The sequence below is a fragment of the Candidatus Wallbacteria bacterium genome, assembly GCA_028687545.1.
Taxonomy (GTDB): domain Bacteria; phylum Muiribacteriota; class JAQTZZ01; order JAQTZZ01; family JAQTZZ01; genus JAQTZZ01.
This window is the reverse complement of the sequence record JAQTZZ010000068.1, coordinates 1-19,129: the sequence shown is the minus strand read 5'-3', so window position 1 is coordinate 19,129 and position 19,129 is coordinate 1. Positions and strand designations below refer to the sequence as shown.

The following is a 19,129-nucleotide window of genomic DNA, read 5'->3' as shown; positions in this document are numbered from 1 at the left end:
AGGCCTGATTTCACGTAGAACTCATCGGCAGTCTGCAGATAAAAAGCACGATGCAGCTTCCTGAAATTCTCCACTGTCAGGACAATTGATTTTGCCTCATGACTTGTGGCAAGCCGCAGGATCGGCAGTTCCCTGTATCTGGTGATCCCGACAGGAACGATGCCGGCCGACAGAAGGGCCGGCCGCAGCAACGGCAGCATCCTCAGGGACCTCTGCAGTTCAGTCCTGTCGTTGTAGCCTGGAACAATCACAAACTGCAGATGGAATTTAACCCCGTGCTGCTTTAAAAAAAGGAGCTGATCCAGGATGTGTCCGGCTGCCGGATTGCGCAGCATTCTGCACCGCAGCACAGGATTGAAAGTGTGGACTGAAATATACAACGGGGAAAGCTTGTAATCAATGATGTAATTCAATTCAGCTTGATTCAACCCGGTCATGGTAATGAAATTTCCAAACAGGTAGGAAAGTCTGAAATCTTCGTCTTTTACATACAGAGCGCGCCGCAGGCCGGGCGGAACCTGGTCGATGAAGCAGAATATGCAGCGGTTTCTGCATGATTTAACCCGTTCCAGGTCGGACAGATAGTCTTTCATTCAATCGTGATCAACATGTTATCAGTAATTTCAGGCAGCTTGAATTCGATTTCGTTGAAGCGATACAGGAAAGAGATCTCCCCGGCTTTCCCGGCTAAGGTTTTATAGGATATTTTGGCTGGCGCAGTTTGCACCTTACATCTGGCAGTGACATCTTTAAAAGGGATCACTGCATTTTTTCCCTTGTCATAGTTGGCGTTTACGAGCAGCAGGTATTTTTTCCCGTCTGATTCGACCGGGAATGAGCGGAGACCGGCATATTTTTTATCGAATTTCAGCGAAAGATTCGGTAACAGAGTGGTAATCGCCTGCAGAATCCTGGTTTCCAGCTTCAGGTCCTTGATTGAATAATAGCTGTAATAAGTAGATTCGCTGACTTTGGCGCAATTCGGGTGGTTGAAGACTTTCTCTCCATTGAAAACGACTTTTCCCCCTGAATTGATGTAGTTCCAGAAAACCTTTTCCTGATGTTCGGTCAGAAAGTCGCTTTGAGGAATGAAGACAAGCTTGTATTTCGAAAGTTTTTCAACTGAAAGGTCATCTGCAAAAATCCTGCCGTCGCCTGAAAAGACCGTGTCAAAGTTCAGCTGATTGTCCAGGAAAAGATAGGAAAGACCCCAATATGGCAGAGAGAAGCGGTCCAGGATTCTGGAAGGATAATTCTGGAAAATGGCTATTTCAGCGAGAGAAGAACCCTTCCTGAATTTACTGAGATTCTCCCTGTAAAAACATAGAGCTGAGCTGATTTCTGAAGAGCTGAAACCTTCCTCCTGCGCGGGCGCGGTGCGATTACGGAGTGGAAAGACGAAATCAGCGCCACAGCCCAGTGCTTCACCGCTGATAATGTCCAGGAAAGCGCATCTGCCACGAAACGATTTCAGTCCTCGTTGATAGCCGTTGGTGTCAAGAAAAGAAAGCAGGGGCTTGCCGCTTGAGAATGAGGAAGCCAGCTTGTAGACAGGTACCCAGGAATTGCGGGGAGGACCAACGTTTTTGTCATCCGGATTCCAGTCTCCGGGTGTGACCAGGTCGCATGCCACATCCAGCAGATCGAAATATCGTGCAGGAGGAAGATACTCGGCAGCCATTCCCCAGATATTGCCGAATATGCTGACTTCCACGCTTCTGTTCCTGGCGTATTCCCTGGCATCCTGCAGAAAACGGGCGATGTTCATCAGATTGTCCTCGATCTGGAAAACAAAAAATTCCTGGCCGATTGTGGTGAGAGCGAATCTGTCGCCGTCTGAAAGTTCGGCTAAAGATTTGCCGAGCGCGTCGATTTTTTTACCTCTCAGGTATTCACGGTAGTCGAATTTCTTGATCTCATTGATGCCGTAATACTCCTTCAGTTTTTCCGGAGCCTGTTTCGCTTCCAGATATGATCTGAAGTTCTCCATGCAGAGGTTGCAATAACATTCACCCCGCCAGGATTCCAATGCAGGCTGGTCTATTTCAACGAGGTTGCAGCCGCTGTCAACCAGTATTTTGAATGAGGATAGAAGTTCGGCACGCCATTCCTGATGTGCCAGACAGCCATGATGGAGACTGCCATCGAAAGTAATCCTGCGCCCCAGAGGATCCACTGTGGAATATTTTTTCATGAAATCTTCGGAGTAACTGCCTTCACGGATTGCAATCAGACCCATCATTCCGCTGACAGAAATACCGCTCAGACGAAGGTTTCGGATAAAGTTGCGCTCGTGCGCAGCCAGGATTCTGGCCTCCTTCATCGGCATGCCCCAGATATTGAGAGCCCTGAAAGCCACACAAGGTTTGGCGGCAATGACTTCAGCTGTGGAAAGATTGGAATCAACAGCCAGCCAGACAGTGGAAAGGTTTTGCGATTCCACAGTAAAATCGGTTTTGAAAACTGTCTGAACAGTGTCGGTGTCTGCAACAGATAAAGTATCATCAGTCACAGTCCGGGAATTGATTGAGACCGAGGCTTCGGTTGTTGATTGCTGGATAGAAGCAGCGTCTGAAACTGTTTCCGCAGATGCGGCGAGTGTTTGTGTTTTCCCGGGCTTGGCTTTGAGATGGAGGGTTGTTTCGGGTTTCACTGAATTGTTTTCTGAAATCCCAGGTAAATCAATTTTGGCTTGAACCGGAACTGCCAGGAAAAGCATTGTCAGTAAATATATCAATCTCATAATTCCCGCTCCTTAAAATCGTCTTGACATAAATACTATCATTAACAGGTCTTCCGGACAAGTCACGGATGTATAGATGCAGGCCTGCATGATTAACCAGTCTGGATGGTTTTTTTAATTTGACTGACAGGCGTGGATTACTCCCGAACACATATTTAATGCTCCCTGAAGGCCAGGTGAAGGAGAGACCAGAGCTTTCCGAAACAAATTCCGGTGTCCCGGAGAGAGCTGAAAAAAAGAACGAGCCTGGTCTGTATTGTTTGGGATTTCCCCTGAACTTGAGAAAACCCAGCTCTTTTCTGAGATTGATTTCATCGACAGATTCGAAATAATTCCCTGAAAACGTTGAAAATATCGGATCTCCAGCCAGTATCCGTAATGGGTTGAAACCGATCAGACAGGATAGATTTCCTGTCTCTGAAATCAGTGCCGCGTATGATGGTGAAACAAACAGATTCTGATCCCGTCCGTTTTTCAGAAAATCTCCGCTGGAAAGGCCGGTGCAGCACTTTCCCAGCCTGCCGGAGATCGCTGCGAAAAGATGCAGCCAGCGCAGACCTTCAAACTGTTCCTTGCCTGGTTCATACAGACCGGGACAGCCGAATTCGAAACGATGTGTGCAATAAATCTCCTCAGCCAGACTAAGGAATTCCGTGAGGGATGAATCTCTGAGCCCTGAGTTGGCGATCTCTCCGATCCACTCCCTGGCTTTTGCGGATAATTCCGTGAAATACTTGAATTTAGGCGAATTCGAGAGAAAGTCGAAGAAGTTCCGGTACCCTCCTGTATCATAAAACCTTGGCTGGCTCATCTGCTCAAAGCTGTTTTTAAGCCAGAACGCCTGACGCCGGTCCGGATTTTCTGGTAGTGAACCAGAGGGGATTATTTCCGAGGGATGGCAGAATTCGAATTTTTTCCGCAGGAATGAGAATAGAGACAGGAGGTGTTCGAATTCAAACAGCCTTTTTTTACCTGTGTCTTCCAGTCCCCAGATCCGGAAAGCTTCAGCATCTTCAAGATATGTGAAAATTCCACTCCTCTTCCGCAGCAGGTAGCCGCGCAGAGGAAGCTCAGCGCCTGTTCGCAGCCAGATGTCCGCTTTTTCCTTAAGCACCCGGCTGTCTTCCAGACAGGTAAGCCCGGCCGGGCCTGTCAACGCACAGTGCCTGGCCGAACCTGGCTGCTGCTGCTGTTCGATAAAAATTTTACGGAAACCGGCCCTTTGATAGACAGGGAAAAGATGAGGTGAATAAACCCGCTCTGAGGGCCAGAATGCTTCGGGCTTGCACTGAAAAACCCGCTGCAGAATCCCGCGGTGCAGAAGAATCGAATGCTGCAGATCTTCCTGACCCATGGTTTCCGGGATCTCAGAAGCATAAGTGGAACCGAGCAGTTCAAACCTGTTGGAACTGATACCCTGCTGGAGCAGGCTTAAAAATTCCCGTCCGGCATCTCCATTGCGTTCGGCGGCCCGGATTGCGACACCGCTTATATTCAGGGTGAATTTGAGATTCTGCCGGAGCATCAGCTTTAACAACGGGAGATAGGAGTAACGCAGCACAAAGGAGAAATACGGGGTAAAAGCCTGATTAAAATGAAAACCGAACAGGATTTTCATGAGAAGAATCTCCGCTTCACCCGGATGAAGACTGTATGGTTTGCTACGGTCAAAGCGATCTTGAGAAAGTCTCCAGGAAGAAATGGCAGCATTCCCAGTGCCAGGACTCTGGGAATGTCGACGCTCAGGTACAATTTGAGCCAGAGCAGTCCAGGCAGATAAAGGATCAGATGTGCCATCAGCAGCAACAGGAGTGCTTCCAGGCGTGAAGGCTCACGGTTTGACCAGCGCCAGCCCAGAAAAGCGTTGAACGGGATGAAACCCAGCAGGAAGCCACCGGTAGGCCCGAACAGGGCGGCCGGACCGCCGTTGAATCCCGCGAAAACAGGCAATCCAATCAAGCCGGCCAGCAGATAGATCAGCACCGGTAACACTGCCAGGCGGCCGAAGAGGATTGCATTGCCGGACAGGGCCAGGGTCTGTAGACTCACAGGCACGGGCGAACCAGGCACAGGAAGCGACAGCGGAGAGAGTACTGAAATGCAAGCAGCGGAAAGTCCGCAGAAAACAATTGTTCTACCGTTCCAAAAATTCATCCGGTTTTTTCCGATTTCCTGGATTTCCTGGTCTGTTTCTTCTTCAATTCAAGCTCCAGAATTGAGCCTCTAAGCTCGTAACGATACAACAAAAGGCCGGCTGTTTTTTTGGAAAAAACGATTGTCTGGTTGCCCTCTAAACTGGTTTTCTCCCTGTTTTCCGGACATACCAGAATCACGGGAGTGAAATAATTCTCAGCCAGAGCGGAAAGCTTCAGAATCGATTCCTGGTCCGGACTGTCCAGCAGTATGAACAGCAACTGATGATTCACGGCCAGATCCTCGAAATCATTGATGAACGATTGAAAGTCAGGAAACATGGCAGGTTTGAGGCTGCCAATCCCATGGTCTGTCCCGATTTCCACCATGCAGGCGCTTCCTTCGAGAATTTCTCCAAAGCTTGAATACAAAGGGATTGCTTCATCGAGATTGTATACATTTAAAAAAAGGAGGCCTCGCTTGTTGAATATTTCCATTAGAAGCCTGCGTCTTTTGTCCGGAGCCTGGAATTTTTCAAGCACAATCCTGATCAATGCCAGAATCAGTATGAACAGTCCTGCAAATCCCAGCAGATAGGGTAGTTTGGAAATACCATTTCCATAGAACAGCAATGATTCCAGCACTGAGCCTGGAATCGGGAAATAGGGGAAATTATACACAAATGTCCGCTGAGCGGATTTGTCGCTGGCCTCGAAGGTGAAGAAGGCCAGGGCCTGTTTATAGTTGGAAGGATAGCCCGGATAAAGATCAAAAGAATAATCCTGATCAGATTTTCTGATTGTGAAGGTTCTGCAGAAAACAAAATCCCTGGCTATCGCATCACCTGATGTACCGTCATCCATCAGACGATAATATTTGCTGTTGCGCACAGGCAGAAGAAAGCCCTGTTCATCCCAGCCCACCACCAGGTAAAATTCTTTATAGATCCTGGAAGCCGAGTGGTCGATCATGATCCTGATCTCTGCTGTGCCTGGCTCATCCGCTGAAAGCGGAAGCATCAGGAATAAAAGGCTGAACAGCCAGCACCTGAAAAACAAGCTCAACTTTCCCTTTATTTCCGTCTTCATTCTACCCTCTGATTTATCTGCTGGATGTATTTCCAGGCTGCGATCTGAATCTCCCTGGGGAATTCAGAGCCTGAAAATTTTTGAAGTTCAGGTATGAATTCCTTAGGCGCGATGCGCCCGAAAAGGTCAAATGCCATATAATAAAATCCAAAACGCGGATAAATTTGTTCGGGGAAAGACCTTGTCCTGAGGTTCTGGAGCACGATCCTGCAGATTTCCAGCCGGTTTTTCTGATGCAGTTCCAGCGCCGAATTGAGGAGATAGCGGTAAAACTCCCTGCTGATTGGGAATCCAGGTTTTTCCAGGTTTTCAGTCAGAAGATCGAAATTCTGAGGCGTGCTCCTGAAAGATTCCAGAGCACCGATCCTGAGCAGCTGATCCTTGCTGTCTACCGCTATCCGCAGATTGTGCAGCAGTTGTTCATTCCATCTGTAATTCAGGTAGAACTGAACTTCGCTTCTGTTCATCATGATCCCACGATGGCTCTGGACAAGCTGGGGAAGCGGAGGATCCGGCAGAGCGAAAATCCCTGAGTACCAGCATAAGTGCAGGAGATTCAGCAGCGAAAGCATGGTCAGATATGAGAAATAGGCAGAGAGGGTCCTTGGCCCTGATAGAAATTTTCTGAAAAAAACAACCCCTGAGAGCGTGAAAAACAGGGAGCAGGGATATAAATATTGCATGTCCACCTGGTTTGAAACGAAAAAAAAGCAGATGATTGAAAATGTGATGAGAGGGAACATAAAGAGCGAGCCTCTGAGGCAATGCTCTTCTTCCGGATTTTTGAAATCGCAGCAGAAAAAACGAAAAAGCAGCGGTAAAATCGGAAGGCACGAAAGCAAAATGCAGTTTCCTACAGCCAGCAGGTGCTGGGCACTGAGTAATTCTTTCAAAGTGGTGAACATCAGGAGTGGTCCCAGCTGAAATTGCGGAATACCGGATCTGCCGAAGCAGGATTGAACGAGCTGATAAAAGCTCTTCCAGGGAGCCTCAGTTGATTCCATTAGAAGATAGAGGATTGCCAGGTTGAGAAAAATGAGACCTGTTTCAGGAATGAAAAATTTAATTTCGCTCATTTCGCGGCATCTGACATAGAGAAGATAAATATAAGCGGGAAGCAGCAGAATGCCGCAACCGTGAACGAACAGAAGCATGAAGAAAGAAATCATCACCAGGGAAAATCTTTTTCTGGTCTTAATAAAGTCCAGGGAAAAAAGCAGGAACAGCAGGATCAATGGAGTTACGAAGGTGGCGCTGGGTTGATATCCGGCTGATTGAAGGCAGAACGGAAGGCATGAAGCAGGGACCAGTACAATCAGCATGGATCGGTCCAGTCCGGCTCTGCCTAAGATTTTTATGCCAAGCCAGAGCGATGCGGCTGAAGCGGAAAGAGCGAGGAGCATATTCAATCCGGGGTATGAAACCAGAATCAGCCTGCAGAATGAAAACAGCAGCAGCGGGACTTTTACAAGCGGATCCAGATGCAGAAAAAAAATATCCCAGGGATTGTGGGATTCAGGGTAAGGGAAATACCAGCCTGCTTCAGAATAGGGGATAAAACCGGGTCTGAGAAGATAAAACAGGATGGGCAGCAGCAGCAGAAAATATTGTGGAGCAGGAATGAAACGGGAAGTTCTTCCTGATAAAAAAAAAGCTGCTAATATTCCGCAGCAGGGGATGCTGGCAAACCAGAGTGGAAACGCAGACAAAGCACTGCAGGAAAAAAAGTATGCAGCAGGTGAATTATCATTGGAGTTGAAGACAGTTATTTTTTGTAGAACGGATACTGAGGCAAACAAAGACAGCACAATTACTGTTGAAATCCGAAATAAAATTCCCGGCCGCAGCAAGTAATTCATGGCATCACCATCTTCAGTTGCCCCGCACTGATAAGAACTAATAATGACCACATTATACTATGGAGACACCTTCGGCAAAACTCGAATTTCAGCCTGATTATGATCATTGCAATTTGTTCCGATGCGAGAGTTTTGCTAGTGCTCCAAGGGCCTCTAACAAAATGTCTACCCAAGATACAGCGAATAAAAACATTTTGCAAGAGGCTCTATGGAGAGCATAAAGGGACAAGAATTCAACTGCGTCAATTATTTGCTGAATTTACTCTGAAGACTCGCCGCTAATTTCTGGTCAATGTTTTTAAGTATCTTGTATTCACTCATGGCTGATTCCTTGTTTTTCAGGCACAAGTAAGATATCCCCAATCCAAAGTGTGCATAAGGATCCGCCGGTTTCAGATTTACTACATGGTTGAAAGCTTCCACAGCCTCGTTGTAATGTTTTTTATCAAGATAAAGATTTCCCAGGTGGCTCCAGGAATCAGTAAAATCCGGCCAGAGTCGAACAGCTTCGCTGAAAGCTATGATAGCCTCATCGTATCGTTTAAGGGCGGAAAGAGTCGCTCCGACTCCGGCCTGGACGCTGGCATTCTCAGGAGCCAGCGCTTGAGCTGTAGTGAGCGCAACCAGAGCTTCTTCCAACTTGCCCGAATTCAGATAGCAGAGGCCAAGGCCAAAATAGGCTGAAGTATAATCGGACTTGCGTTTGATCGCTTCCTGGTATGAGCGCGTTGCGTCAGGATATTTTTTCAGGCCTGCATAGGCTGCTCCCAGACCAAGCCAGGCATCTATGTTTTCGAGGGAGATCTGCAGGGAACGGTGATAAGCCTTGACTGAGTCGCTGTATCTGGAAGCTTCGTACAAAGCTACGCCAAGATTGTACCAGGCTTCACCGTCATTTTGATTGTGTTTTACCAGTTGCTTGTAAAGTTCAACATTTCCATTCGTAACCTCTGAAGTGGCGAAAACAGGCAGTACAAGAGCAAGGCAGCAGATGATTATGATTCTGGACATTTTCCCTCCAAATGCTGATGCTTTCCAGTAGAAGTTTTTTTTCTGGTGACAGCGTAAAGCGTACAGATAAAAAGGATCAGGGCAGTGAAATATCTGAGCCAGGGCCAGACCTGCTCGCCGCAGCAGACTGATCCGGCAGGGCCTGTGCCGAAATCGACCCAGAGAAGATTGAAAAGATAGCCGCTGAACAGAGCCACAAAACTGATTACTCCGATGTAAACTGCGAATGCCTTTTTTCCCAGTTCCTTATAGACAAATGTCATGGTCACGCTGTTGGTGGCCGGGCCTGCGATCAGGAATACAAGGGCTGCGCCTGGAGAAAATCCTTTCAGCATCAGGGAATAGGCGATGGGGATCGAACCCGTAGCGCAGACATAGAGCGGAATCGCTACTGCCAGGACTATCAGGAAATCGAGGAACGGATAGCTGGTGAAAAGAGAGCCGAAATCGGCAGGTATGAATGTCGTGATCAGGGCGCCGAGCAGCATGCCGAAAAACAGCCATTTACCCATATCAGCGGGCAGTTCGATGAAAGTGTAACTGAAAAATTCACGAAATCTGTTCCGCTCATGGCAGCAGTGGTCAGCATGACGCTCCTCGCAACAGCAATGCTTTTCCACTTCTTTGACGGGAGGTGCTGAATTCGGGTTGACTAGGCTATTGACTGTTCCCGCCAGAATGCCGGACACGAAGGCGGCGGCCGGCCGGAAAACAGCGAACAGGGGGCCAAGCAGGGAATAAGTGGCTAGAATGGAATCTATGCCTGTTTCAGGTGTGGAGACCATAAAGGACAGGGTAGCGCTAACTGAAGCCCCGCTTTTGCGCAGGGACTGGGCAAGCGGGATCACGCCGCAGGAGCAGACAGGAAGCGGTACTCCGATCACCGCAGCTTTGACTACATCGATGAAACGATTTTTTCCCAGATGCCTGAGAATAAACTCCTCGTTGATAAGGAGCTTTAAGATGCCGGCAATCACCATGCCCAGCATCAGGTATGGGGCCATACCGCACCAGAGTTTAATCAGTTCAAAGCAGAAAGTCTTTATCAGCATTTTTTTTAGCAGGTTTCGCAGGTTGGGATTCTTCGGGCGCAGTTTCAGTTTTCAGGACCGGACCAGCTGCAGGATGAGCCGCAGGTGGAACAATCGAAAGACTTATCTGCACAGGCAGGTTTTCATCAGTAAACAAAGGCTGCAGGATCCTGTTGGCCGGAAAGTCAGGGTTCAGATTGTAGAATACGCTGTTGTTCACCTTGCGGTAAATCAGCAGCCCGGCTTTTCTGAGTCTTGCCAGAGCTTTAGAAACTGCAGGCTGAGGAATGGCAAGAGCCCTCTGAATATCGTTCACACAATGCTCTCCCTTTGTCAGCAGCAGACAATACACATCCAGTCTGTTTTTTTCGGCTAGCGATTCCAGAATTTTCAGAAGTTCGGATGAATCCATCATGAATCTATAATAACAAAAATTAACACGTTAATTTCATGATAATTTTAAACATTTTACCGGTTTACCAATTTATCCTGATAAAACTCCTTTACCCCCCAACTCATTTTTAGTATTCTTTTTTTTATAATGTCAATAATTCCAAAGGAGTAACCATGCGCCCTACTTTCAAACTTCTGTCAGACGAACTGATCAAAAAAATACTGTCAGAGGCCAGGGAAATACTTTGCAAGCTCGGAGTTACCCTGCACAATAAGGAAATCCTAAAAATGCTTTCTGACCACGGTGCCAAAGTGGACCTGAAGAACTGGCACGTGAAATTCACTCAGAAGATCATTGACCAGGCTCTGAAAACAGCCCCGAAATCCTTCAAGATATACGATGTGCTGGGTAACGAAACCCATGAATTCGGCGGCTTCAATGTCCAGTTTGTGCCTGGCTCTGCGGCAATCAAAGTCTATGACGCGGAAAAAGAGATCACCAGGCTTCCTGTCACCGAAGATTTCGTGAAATTTTCCAAGCTGATGAGCAGGCTCCAGAATATCAAATCCACCAGCACCGCCTTTATCCCGTCCGACGTGCACGAGAAGATCTCAGACAGCTACAGGCTTTACCTCTCGCTGCTTTTCTGCGAGAAACCCGTGGTGACAGGCGCGTTCACCATTGAGGCCTTCGGAATCATGAGGGATCTGCAACTGGCTGTACGCGGCTCGAAACCGGCTCTCAAAAAAAAGCCGCTCTGCGTTTTCTCCTGCTGCCCGACCTCGCCGCTTAAATGGAGCGACGTCACATCCCAGAATCTTGTCGACTGTGCGAAGCATGGAATCCCTGTTGAATATATATCCATGCCGCTTTTCGGGTTTATTGCGCCTGTAACCCTGGTGGGTTCTCTGATCCAGCATACAGCGGAAACCCTGAGCGGTGTAATCCTTTCCCAGCTGACAGCTCCGGGCACACCGATCCTCTATGGCGGTTCCCCTGCGCAGTTCGACATCCGTTATGAGACTACTCCGATGGGAGCCATTGAAACCCAGATGGTGGACTGTGCCTACAATGAAATCGGAAAATTCCTCAAGCTGCCGACCCAGGCCTACATCGCGCTTTCAGATGCCAATCTGCCTGACGCTCAGGCAGGCTCAGAAACCGGAATCGGTGCAGTCCTGGCCGCTCTTTCAGGAATCAACAGCATTTCAGGCCCAGGCATGCTTGATTTCGAGTCCTGTCAGAGCCTGGAAAAACTGGTGATCGACAATGAAATCTGCGGATCGGCCCTGCGGCTCACCCGCGGAATCGAACCCAGGGAAGATTTCCCTGCAATACCCCTGTTCGAAGAACTGCTCAGGGACAAACACCTGCTGATTTCAAAACATACGAGAAAATATCTGAAGGATGAGCAGATATTTCCGGGGCCTGTGATGAATCGCGCAAATTTCGCACGCTGGAAGGAAGAAGGAGAATTGACTCTCATGCAGCGAGCCCAGTCTGAAGTAAAAAAGCATCTGCAGGAATATACTCCATCCAGGCTTTCGAAAAATATCAAGCTGGAGTTGACCAGACTGATGACCGCTGAAGCGAAAAAATATGGAATGAAGAAACTGCCGAAAGCTTGAAAATAACAAAACTGGAATTTTGAAAATGAGAAATGTGCTGAACTTTCGCAGCGATCAAATCAGACCGGGACTGGATGCGATTCTCTCAGCCCAGGAAATACCGCCTGGAACGAAGCTGCAGGAGCGCCTGGACAGGGCGATCATTTCAGCTTTGGAAACTTTTGAGCAGGAAGCAGTTCCAGCCGGGATCATTGCAGAGATTGACAGGGATAAATTCGGTAAGGTTTTTGCAGGAGAAGGAAAGAATGAATCAGACAATCCGCTGGCCTTGATCTGGCCCAGAGCACAGAACCTGGCGCTCTTTGCAGTGACATTGGGGGAGAAGATCAGTCTGAGCATTGAACGATTTTTCCAGACTGGTGAATACAATGCCGGATATCTGCTGGATGCTGTTGCGTCAGTCGCAGCCGACAATCTGGCCGCACTGATCGAAGCATGGTACTGCATGAACCTGCAGGAAAGGAAACTGTTTTCCCCTGGCTTCAAGGCATTGCGTTACAGCCCAGGGTATTGCGGCTGGCACATCAGCGGGCAGAAAAAGCTGTTTGAATTCCTTAATCCTTCAGAAATCGGCATCAGTCTGAATCAAAGCTTCCTGATGCAGCCGCTGAAATCTGTGTCAGGCGTGATCGTGAGCGGTGACCGCGGAATCCACGAATTTGAAAATGCCTATGCTTTCTGTGAAACCTGCAGAACCCGTTCCTGCAGGGAACGGATAATGATGGTTTCGTAAATGTTTTAGCATGTGATATCGTTTTCGCATGAGATATCATCTTCGCATGAGATATCATCTTCGCATGAGATATCATCTTCGTACGGTCACAGCATGCTGTGACCCAACAAAGAGATGGAGCCAACAATATATTTAGGAGGAACAGATGGATTTATTGAAAGATCTTTCCCTGGCAATCCAGGAAGGCGACGAGGACAAAGCAGTCAGCCTGACAAAAAATGCGATCAAGAAAAAGGTCAAGCCCAATGACATTCTTGACAAAGGCCTGATCGCAGGCATGAACGTGATTTCGGAAAAATTCAAAAATCACGAGATTTTCCTGCCTGACGTGCTGATGGCTGCCAAGGCCATGCAACTCGGCCTGGACGAACTGAAGCCCCTGCTCGTGAAAGCTGACATCAAGAAAGTCGGCAAAGTGGTGATCGGCTCAGTACACGGCGACCTGCACGACATAGGCAAGAATCTGGTGAGCATCATGTTGAAAGGTGCCGGCTTTGAAGTGATAGACCTCGGCCACGATGTGCCTGCCGAAAAATTCGTGGAAACAGCGAAAAAAGAAGGCGCGGATTTTATCGGCATGTCTGCACTTCTCACCACCACCATGCCTGTAATGAAGGAAGTAGTGGACCTTCTGAAGAAGCAGAAACTGACAGGGAAAATCAAGACTGTAGTGGGTGGAGCTCCGCTCTCCGAGAAATTCGCGAAATCCATCGGAGCTGACGCCTATGCCTATGACGCGGCAAACGCAGTGGATAGTTTGAAAGGGATGCTGAAGAAAAAGAAGTAATTGCATTGAAGTTGGCAAATTCTGTGGTGTGCAGCCATAGGTTGTACATACATCTTGGTTTGTGGCGGGTCCTGTCCTGAAACAACTTTTTCTCTCCTTGGGCAGGCTCAGTGCGCGAAAAAGTTATTCTTGGCCACCCCACAAATACTTCAGCGGGTTAATATGAAAATTTGCCCGCTTTTAATGGAGACTACATGAAAAACCTGCTTGATCGATTGAAGAACGGCGAGATTCTTGTAGCTGACGGTGCCATGGGCACAATGCTGATGGAGCGCGGCCTGAAACCTGGCGACTGTCCGGAAGCGATGAATCTTTCGAAAATCAAGGTGCTGGAAGAAATCGCTATGTTATACCTTGAGGCAGGGGCGGACATCGTGCAGACCAACACTTTTGGCGGGTCCCCGATCAAGCTTTCGCAATATCATCTGGACGGAAAGACCGAAAAGATCAATGCCAATGCCGTTGCTGCAGTGAAGAAGATCGTGAAAGGCAAGGCCTATGTCTCCTGTTCCTGCGGCCCGACCGGCAGGCTGATGAAGCCATTCGGCGACGCAGACCCGGCCGATGTACTGGCATCATACAAGCGCCAGCTCGCCGCAGTGATCGAAGCAGGCGGTGACGTGATCTGCGTGGAGACTATGACAGACCTCACTGAAGCAAGCCTGGCAGTCCAGGCAGCCAAGGAAGTCAACCCCAAAATCCCGGTAATGGCCACCATGACCTTTGATCTGATCCCAAAGGGTTTTTACACAATCATGGGCGTGAACATCGAGAAAGCGGTAAAGGGTCTGACCAAAGCCGGAGCCGACATACTCGGCTCAAACTGCGGCAATGGCATCGAAAACATGGTCAAAATCGCCCAGGAATTCCACAAGTTCACTGACAAGCCGCTGATCATCCAGTCCAATGCCGGCCTGCCTGTAGTAAAGGGCGATAAAATTGTTTACAAAGAAACACCGGATTTCATGGCCAAATTCATCCCTGCCCTGGTCAAAGCAGGTGTCAAAATCATCGGCGGCTGCTGCGGCACCACGCCTGAGCACATTAGGGCTTTCCGGAAGGCAGTGGACAAGCTGAAAAAATGAAAATTCAAATAGATCCGCATACTTTGGAGCGGGCATCTGAGCGTGGAGTCAGTGAATCGGAAATCAAAGACACCATTCTCAACGGAAAAGAGATCCAGGCGAAATATGGCAGATTAGGTAATTTCAAGATTTTCAGTTATAATAAATCAAGACATGGCAGACATTATCAACATAAGAAAGTAGAAGTGTTTTTTATTGTCAAAGATGATACTGCCATCACAGTGACAGTGTATGCGTTTTATGGGGAGTGGGAGGAATAAATGAACATCATGTACAATGCAGAGAACGATCTCCTGTATATCCGATTCGATGCTAAAAAATCCGAACTGGTAAATAAACGGGTTAATGAAGATATTGTTGTAGACATCGATGAAGACGAGAAAATCGTCGGAATCGAAATTCTCAATGCCTCAGAAAGAATCAATTTGAAAAATCTGCTGCCCGTAAAATATCAAAAGCTGAAGATAGCTTAGACTCTTGAATATCCTGAACATTGACTCAATGAATGAAAACCTGTTGAACTACGAAAAGGCATTCGCCAGAAAAAAGGCTGTTTTCATTTTCACGCTGCTTTTCTGCCTGGCAGCGATATATCTAATGTTTCGATGTTTTTTTCATTATTTTGGAAACATCTTCCTGGGGATGGGAGATGCCAATCTGCCATTCCCGGCAAATGCAATTCTGGGACTCGACTTTTACTTGGATGCATATTTTGGGGCTGCCAAGGATTTACCTTTTATTAATTTTCTGATTGTCGTTTATGTTTTTATAAGAATAGCGACAACCAGCAGTTCTTTGATTCATTATCTTCCAATGTTTGGAAAAATAGACTCTGATCTCGTAGTGATCAACTTTCTTGGCAGCAGCATTTTTGCAACTGACGATTTGATGATTTCAAGGTCAGTTTTACAAGATGCGGTTTCATCGATAGGAAACATGTTTGTCAGGAACAAGCTATTGAATGCATTGTCTAAAGCTCCTGAGGCAGTTAATCTTAACTTTGTTCTTAAATTTTCCGGTTTGTTTTCAACAGCAGAAGTCGAATATTTCCGTATGATCTCTGCTGAGAATTCGATAAAGAATTCGGCCAAAATTATCAGTGAATTTCTGGATAGGCATCTTGTTCAAAAACTTCGAAGCAAAGCTTATATTTTTTACCTGCTGTTTTTCTTTATTTTAATTCCTGTATATTTATTAACTTTTGCCATTCTCATGCCTATGACTGATACTGGAGTGGTTTACTCTTAGAACTGAAGAGGTTTGCATGGCCGAACTTAGAGACAAGATTCAAATAAAAAATCTACCTGCCAGATTGAAATATCTTGAGATCATTTTCAGAAGGAAAAGACTTTCATTTATAATTTTATCTTTACTCTGTTTGATCGCATTATATTTTTTGTTTCTTCTGAACATGAATGTCTTAATTGGCTTGTTTTACAGTATGGGCACTGTGAATCTGCCTTTTTTCACTCGAATGATAATAGAATTAAATGATTTCCTGGGCTGTTTCAGAAGCCTTACCTTCATGATTGCACTTTATTTTTTATACAGAGTTGTTAAAATTCTGACCACAAAAGACTCCTTGATCCGCTTCTTTCCTTTTTTCGGCACCATCAACCGGGATCTGGCAATGCTCCGTTTTCTTTCTGGATTTTGTGAAACCGCTTTAGGCCAGGCAATTCCAAAATCCGATCTGCAGAGAGCTGCTTCAACGCTTGAAAATAAGTATTTAGGGAAAAAACTGCTGAAAACCCTGGGAAATGCCTCTGATTCAATGGAAATCACTGATTTTTTAATAAAAACAGGGCTTTACGGCAGCAGGGACATCAATCGTTTCCAGAAGATCGCCAGCCAGCCGGATGCCTTAATCCCAGGCATTATAGGTTTCCTTGAAAACAGGGTAGACCATAAACTTCATGATCCGGCTTTTCTGCTCTATCTGATCACAATATTTTTCCTGATCCCGGCGATTCTGCTGATTCTGACATTCTTCATTCCCTTGTATAGAATCATTACAATGGCAGCGTGAGGGCTATGAGATGTTGAATGATAGTTTATTAAGCAGAAATACGATAAGGTCATTCTTGTCCACATTTCTTCTCTTGACTTTACTTTTCACATATCCGCTCTATTCCACAGACAACCTGTTTTTCTCAGTGAAAAACGGGGAGATTGCCGAATACACACCCCTCTGGTGCAGGACAATCAGCAACTTTAATAATGGCCTGCTGTCGGAAAGCATTTCCACATATTTTTCTTTTGAAGAAGGGGAGACCGGCTTGTGGATCATTGCACCTGAGGGCGATTTTCAGGAAATCAGGGCAGGAGATAATGGCACCTTTTATCGCCTGCAGAGACTGGACGGAATTGTTAATGGGGTCAACGAATCTATCTGGAGCATTGCCCAATACATTTTTGTATTCCCGATTCTGACCGGCAATGTGTGGCCTCCGAAATACGTTTTTCCAACAGATGGAACCATGGACGATCCTCTTCCTGATCAGACTGATCATGACAAGCTTTTTCAGGATTCCTGCAGCCTTTCGGTCATTGACGGGGAAAAGCTGAAGGAATTTCTTACAGGCACAGGGATTGAAATCAATCAGAAAGCAGGTCTTAAAATAAACGAGTTCAGCAATCGGAAAAAACTGATTTTATGCCGGATTACACCAAAGCCGGTGCAATACGGGCAGATGCCAAATGTTAAAACGGCAGTCCTGCGATTCGGCTGGCTGTGCTATGAAATCAGCAGCAGGGCTGAATTTCAAGGTATACAGCCGACATGCAGTACTACGAACAGAACGCATCTTCTGGAAGGAATCTACATGTCAGGCAGTAAACGAAGCGAGCGGGCAGGATATGGTCGCGATCCTGCTTCAGGGAAATTTTTCACCGGCTTGTATGAATCCTGGAGTGGACTTTCCAAAATCAACGGCTATCTCCCGCATTATTGCCTGTTTCTGGCCAGAAACACCTGGATTGCGCTTCCGTTCGGAATATTCCTGGCATTTCTGACGATCATCGCCAGTTCCGCATTATCGACCTGGGTAACGACAGGGAAGTTGAAAGGCTTCGCGGCCTGCAGCCTGGCTGCGGCATTCACTCTGCCCGCACTAATTGCCTGTGTTTTCTGGAAAAAAGGAATCAACCCCATGTTCATGAGCAAAACCGATGGAGAAGGGAAGAGGTGGAATCTAACATTTTATTTGATCGTAATCCTTCTCTGCATCTGCAGCGGCTGGGCAGCATATATAACCGAAAATCATATCGCTTGCACTGAAGATCTTATGTTTTTCTGGTGCAACTTTTTCTTCAGTTTTTCGATCGGCCTGATGCTCTCTCTCATAGCCTTTAAAAAACTGCACTGGCTTATAAAATTCACGGCTTCGTACTCCACCACCTTTAAAATTCAGCCATGGCTTTTGATCGTACCTGCTGCGTTTTTCATTGCCGTTGCAACCAGAGAAATTCTATTCATGTTTACCCCATTCCTGCTGGGGCTTCTCCTGCCCAAGCTGGTCTTCAGGCTGGGCTTTATCACCAGCTTCATCTGGTTTTACCTGATGTTCTCCCTCATAACCAGCTTTTTCATGCAGCTGCCAGTATGGTATTTGTAAGTATGAAAGCCAGGTGATACTCATCCACTCCACCCCGGCATCCTGACCGCAATAACAGCTTTTTCGGGCACTGTCATTATTCTGATTTTATTATGACAGTGAACTGTCATAATAAATATTTCTTGCTCATCACCCACGGGCATTAATTGAGCCCGGCATGAGTTTTCATACGGCAGAACGAACTTTCATGTACCGCCGAGCCTGATCTTCTCAAATTCAGGCGGAATTCTGAAGCGGATTTTATAATGACAGTAAACGGGAACAGGAGTTTTCCATATGAATCGGGGGTGGAAGGGCTGCGCTCGATTTCAGGGAATTTGTATAAATCAGCGGATAAAGTTTACAATAAATTTATTATCACGTGGTAACACATGAGTTTTTAAGTAAATGCGGATGATTTGAAAATGAGAAATTTAGAAGCAAGAGGCCATATGGCTTCCAGGAGATTCTGGATAGTGCTGGGAATCATTGTACTGGTTTTTGGAACAGTAAAGCCTTACTTGTTCTTCTATGATGAGAATTACGGCAGATCATTGAAAAACAGAATATCCGACAGATTTCAGGAGAATATACAGCGGCTGAAGCGGATCAATCCAAAGTACCGTAAAGATGCGGACAGGAAAAGCTGCGTAGCCAATATGCGCACTCTGGAGAGCGCGCTGGAAATGTACCTGATGGAAAATGGCGGCACGCCGCCAGTGTCTGTTGAAGGGTGCGAGCCTGGCAGTGGATTGCTGGCGTATATCTGCGGAAGCAGAGCGCTCAGATGTCCGGAAAAAGGCAGGTATCTGATCAGTTCCGACAGCAATGGCTATTATGTTTTCTGCACAGTTCACGGATCAGTTGACTCGGAAAACAAATTCGAACCTGAAAAACTTCCTGCGCTTGTGCGGGCTCTGTACCTATATAATACCGAAACATCCCGGGAATGCAGCAATGAAATCCGCAGCCTGATCGATTCCGGAGCAGACATGAATGCAGCCGACGTAAGCGGACGGACCCCATTGATCCTGTCATTGA

At 46.8% G+C, this 19,129-nt stretch carries 19 protein-coding genes; 10 read left to right on the top strand and 9 right to left on the bottom strand.

Going from position 1 to position 19,129, the window contains the following annotated elements:
* From PHW04_17615 to PHW04_17575, 9 genes are all read right to left on the bottom strand, one after another.
* Positions 1 to 593: DUF512 domain-containing protein (locus tag PHW04_17615; protein ID MDD2717710.1), on the bottom strand; the 593-nt coding region annotated here is incomplete at its 3' end.
* Positions 590 to 2,743 (bottom strand): hypothetical protein, encoded by a 2,154-nt coding sequence (locus tag PHW04_17610; protein ID MDD2717709.1) that lies wholly within the window; start codon positions 2,741 to 2,743, stop codon positions 590 to 592. The genes PHW04_17615 and PHW04_17610, both read right to left, overlap by 4 nt.
* Positions 2,682 to 4,361, bottom strand: coding sequence for a hypothetical protein (locus PHW04_17605; protein ID MDD2717708.1), 1,680 nt, complete (start codon positions 4,359 to 4,361; stop codon positions 2,682 to 2,684). The genes PHW04_17610 and PHW04_17605 overlap by 62 nt, the downstream gene beginning before the upstream one ends.
* A complete protein-coding gene (locus tag PHW04_17600) occupies positions 4,358 to 4,897 on the bottom strand; it encodes a biotin transporter BioY (GenBank protein MDD2717707.1) in 540 nt (179 codons plus the stop codon). Before PHW04_17600 ends, PHW04_17605 begins: the two co-directional genes overlap by 4 nt.
* Positions 4,894 to 5,964 (bottom strand): hypothetical protein, encoded by a 1,071-nt coding sequence (locus PHW04_17595; protein MDD2717706.1) that lies wholly within the window; start codon positions 5,962 to 5,964, stop codon positions 4,894 to 4,896. Before PHW04_17595 ends, PHW04_17600 begins: the two co-directional genes overlap by 4 nt.
* Positions 5,961 to 7,823 (bottom strand): hypothetical protein, encoded by a 1,863-nt coding sequence (locus PHW04_17590; GenBank protein MDD2717705.1) that lies wholly within the window; start codon positions 7,821 to 7,823, stop codon positions 5,961 to 5,963. Before PHW04_17590 ends, PHW04_17595 begins: the two co-directional genes overlap by 4 nt.
* 246 nt (positions 7,824 to 8,069) lie before the next feature.
* Positions 8,070 to 8,834 carry a tetratricopeptide repeat protein gene (locus PHW04_17585; protein MDD2717704.1) on the bottom strand — a complete coding sequence of 255 codons (765 nt, stop codon included), beginning with the start codon at positions 8,832 to 8,834 and terminating at the stop codon, positions 8,070 to 8,072.
* A complete protein-coding gene (locus PHW04_17580) occupies positions 8,819 to 9,886 on the bottom strand; it encodes an SO_0444 family Cu/Zn efflux transporter (protein ID MDD2717703.1) in 1,068 nt (355 codons plus the stop codon). Before PHW04_17580 ends, PHW04_17585 begins: the two co-directional genes overlap by 16 nt.
* Positions 9,861 to 10,280: a metalloregulator ArsR/SmtB family transcription factor gene (locus PHW04_17575; protein ID MDD2717702.1), complete on the bottom strand. Its 420-nt coding sequence runs from the start codon at positions 10,278 to 10,280 to the stop codon at positions 9,861 to 9,863. The genes PHW04_17580 and PHW04_17575 overlap by 26 nt, the downstream gene beginning before the upstream one ends.
* A gap of 152 nt (positions 10,281 to 10,432) precedes the next feature.
* On the opposite strand from PHW04_17575, the gene PHW04_17570 reads away from it, so the two are divergent.
* From PHW04_17570 to PHW04_17525, 10 genes are all read left to right on the top strand, one after another.
* On the top strand, positions 10,433 to 11,887 hold the full coding sequence (locus PHW04_17570) for a trimethylamine methyltransferase family protein (protein ID MDD2717701.1): 1,455 nt from the start codon (positions 10,433 to 10,435) through the stop codon (positions 11,885 to 11,887).
* A 25-nt stretch (positions 11,888 to 11,912) separates the two neighbouring features.
* Positions 11,913 to 12,620, top strand: a complete 708-nt coding sequence (locus PHW04_17565) for a vitamin B12 dependent-methionine synthase activation domain-containing protein (GenBank protein ID MDD2717700.1) — start codon at positions 11,913 to 11,915, stop codon at positions 12,618 to 12,620.
* A gap of 145 nt (positions 12,621 to 12,765) precedes the next feature.
* Entirely contained in the window at positions 12,766 to 13,407 is a 642-nt protein-coding gene (locus PHW04_17560) for a corrinoid protein (GenBank protein ID MDD2717699.1), read from the top strand.
* Between the two features lie 194 nt (positions 13,408 to 13,601).
* A complete protein-coding gene (locus tag PHW04_17555; protein MDD2717698.1) occupies positions 13,602 to 14,492 on the top strand; it encodes a homocysteine S-methyltransferase family protein in 891 nt (296 codons plus the stop codon).
* Positions 14,489 to 14,752, top strand: coding sequence for a DUF4258 domain-containing protein (locus PHW04_17550; protein MDD2717697.1), 264 nt, complete (start codon positions 14,489 to 14,491; stop codon positions 14,750 to 14,752). The genes PHW04_17555 and PHW04_17550 overlap by 4 nt, the downstream gene beginning before the upstream one ends.
* A complete protein-coding gene (locus tag PHW04_17545) occupies positions 14,753 to 14,965 on the top strand; it encodes a DUF2283 domain-containing protein (GenBank protein MDD2717696.1) in 213 nt (70 codons plus the stop codon).
* Positions 14,966 to 14,993: 28 nt separating this feature from the next.
* A complete protein-coding gene (locus PHW04_17540) occupies positions 14,994 to 15,740 on the top strand; it encodes a hypothetical protein (GenBank protein MDD2717695.1) in 747 nt (248 codons plus the stop codon).
* A gap of 163 nt (positions 15,741 to 15,903) precedes the next feature.
* The gene (locus tag PHW04_17535) at positions 15,904 to 16,521 is read left to right on the top strand and encodes a hypothetical protein (GenBank protein MDD2717694.1); all 618 of its coding nucleotides are present in this window, start codon (positions 15,904 to 15,906) and stop codon (positions 16,519 to 16,521) included.
* A gap of 73 nt (positions 16,522 to 16,594) precedes the next feature.
* Complete coding sequence (locus PHW04_17530; GenBank protein ID MDD2717693.1) at positions 16,595 to 18,109, top strand: hypothetical protein; 1,515 nt, start codon at positions 16,595 to 16,597, stop codon at positions 18,107 to 18,109.
* A gap of 404 nt (positions 18,110 to 18,513) precedes the next feature.
* Positions 18,514 to 19,129 (top strand): hypothetical protein (locus PHW04_17525; GenBank protein ID MDD2717692.1); only part of this gene is annotated, 616 nt, incomplete at its 3' end.